Origin of the sequence: Bradyrhizobium sp. Leo170, assembly GCF_004296405.1 — a bacterium.
Taxonomy (GTDB): Bacteria; Pseudomonadota; Alphaproteobacteria; order Rhizobiales; family Xanthobacteraceae; genus Bradyrhizobium.
In genome coordinates, this window is sequence record NZ_PSRR01000622.1 from 1 (window position 1) to 2,349 (window position 2,349).

Here is a 2,349-nt window from a genome sequence, read left to right on the forward strand (position 1 = left end):
CGCGTGTCAATGCCGCTCCAAATTTCCCCAGATGTGCCGAAGTAAAATTCCCCAGGTGGGCGGTACCCCGGTGATCAGCCGGCTGGCTGGTGATCGTTGGCTCCATGTTTGAGTGGTCGACCGCGGCGGCGCGGCGGCTGTGCCGGGATTGGCGAGTTGATGGAGGCCTTGGAACGGACGTGCTCGGGCATGAGATCGGCATGCTGTCGCAGGCGGTAGCTTGATCCTTCGATCTGGACGACGACCGCATGGTGAAGTAGCCGATCGAGCAGCGCCGTGGCCACCACCGGGTCGCCAAAGACCTCACCCCATTCGGCGAAGCCGCGATTGGAGGTGAGGATCATGGCGCCACGCTCGTAGCGAGCGTTGACGAGCTGGAAGAACAGATTGCCGCCGCCGGGGATGACGGGCAGGTATCCGATTTCGTCGACGATCAGCAGCGAGGTCCGGCACAGGAAGCGAATCCGCTCGCGCAATTGCCCCTCCCGTTCGGCCTTGGCGAGAGCGCCGATGATGTCGGCAAGGCTGGCAAAATAGACGCTGCGCCCGGCCTTCACGGCCTCCACGCCGAGCGCCGTGGCGAGATGGCTCTTGCCGGTTCCGGGTGGCCCAAGAAAGTGGATCACCTCATGGCGGTCGACAAAATCGAGCTGGGCCAGCGCGAGAATGCGATTGCGATCGAGCGACGGCTGGAACGAGAAGTCGAAGCCTGCGAGCGTTTTGATGGTCGAGAGCTTGGCCATCCGCAGCGCCATCTTGATGCGGCGGTTCTCGCGCAGCGTCAGTTCCTCGGCGAACAAGGTGTCGATGACTTCCAACGCACTGGCTTCGCCGCGCTCGAGCTGACGCACGGTTTGGTCCAGCACCTCCAGAGCTCTCGGCATCTTCAAGCCGACGAGGGTTTTGCGGATGCGGTCGAGGATGGACGGTACGATCTCGATGGTCGCGTTCATGGCTGATCTCCTTGACCGGCCAGGCGCCGGCCGACGGCCTGGTAGAAGTCGAGCGGGCGGGCAGCGACGACGTCGCCGGTACGCAGGATCAAGGTCGGTTTGTCGCAGTGGGGAGCGGTGATCCGGGGCACTTTCCGATGCCCCGTGGCAACCCGGCGCTGATGGCGGCCCTCCAGCACAGGGTGCGCGGCGATCAGGGCGCCGTCTTCGAAGATCCGAACTTCGTCGGCGAGCGTATGCACCTCAACGACCCGCTTCCGGGTTGCGTCGGGAACGCTGTAGAGATTGCCGCCGACGCTCACCATGCCTTCATGCGAGACCCGCCGTTCCAGTTTCAGGACCGAGCGGAAGGGGGCCAGCGGCAGCGTTTTGAGATGCCCCTTCTCCTCGGCGAAGGCGCTGTTGACGACGCGCTGGGTCGTGGCGTGTACACGCGGATTGGCCACCGTATCCAGCCAATGACGTAGTTGGGCATTCAGGTCGTCGAGATTTCGGAACGAGCGGGCGAGGAAGAAGTCCTCGCGGATATAGCGATAGGGTCGCTCGACCTTGCCCTTGGTTTTGGCCCGATACGGACGGCAGGCCTTGGGCTGGAAGCCATAATGTCGGGCGAAGTCGACCAGCGCCCGGTTGTAGACGATACTGCCGCCGGCCTCGCCGATGACAGCCGTCTTCATGCGGTCGTACAGGATCTCATGGGGGATGCCGCCGATCGCCTCGAAGGCCGCCATGTGGCAGCGCAGAACCGTCTGCATGTCCTGATGCAGGACAAAGCGCGCCCAAATTAGCCGGCTGAAGCCGAGCACCAAGGAGAACAGCCAAACGATGCGGGTGGCCGCCGGCTCGTCAGTGAACTGCACCTGGAATTGAGCGAAGTCGACCTGCGCCTGGTCGCCCGGCGGCGTCTCGAAGCGAACTTCAAAGATCGGCAATGGGGCAGGACGAATCTCGCGCAGCACATCGGTGACGGCGGTGTAGCCGCCCTCGTAGCCGCGTTCGCGCAGCTCCCGTAAGAGCCGGCGGCCGGTCAGACCGGGATACGCCGTCACCCGCCCGCCCAAATAGGACACGAATGGGTCGATCCGGCGCTGGCGTGGCTTGCGTGGACCATAAACCGGCGGCTCCAGGCCGCGAGCGATGCATTTGCGAACGGTCTTTCGATCGATCCCGAGTTCGCGGGCGATCGCCGAAACCGTCAGCCCCTGCCGATGAAGATCAAGTATCATGATGACTTCCCCAAGCTTGATCACCGCACCCGCTCCCTCGTTCTGGGCAGAGCAGGATCGGGTGATCGATTCGCCGCCCATCCTCAGGGCGCGCCCTGAGGATGGGCGGCACGATCAACTGGGGATTTTTCAAACGGCACTTCTGGGGAGAATTACTCAGGCATCAACAC

The 2,349-nt window shown here is 63.5% G+C and carries 2 protein-coding genes; both read right to left on the reverse strand.

Annotation, left to right across the window (positions count from 1 at the left end; genetic code table 11):
- Nucleotides 1–74: 74 nt before the first annotated feature.
- Nucleotides 75–953 (reverse strand): IS21-like element helper ATPase IstB, encoded by an 879-nt coding sequence (istB, locus tag CWO89_RS43250; protein ID WP_130584277.1) that lies wholly within the window; start codon nt 951–953, stop codon nt 75–77.
- On the reverse strand, nt 950–2,203 hold the full coding sequence (gene istA, locus CWO89_RS43255; protein ID WP_130584278.1) for an IS21 family transposase: 1,254 nt from the start codon (nt 2,201–2,203) through the stop codon (nt 950–952). Before istA ends, istB begins: the two co-directional genes overlap by 4 nt.
- Nucleotides 2,204–2,349 lie beyond the last annotated feature (146 nt).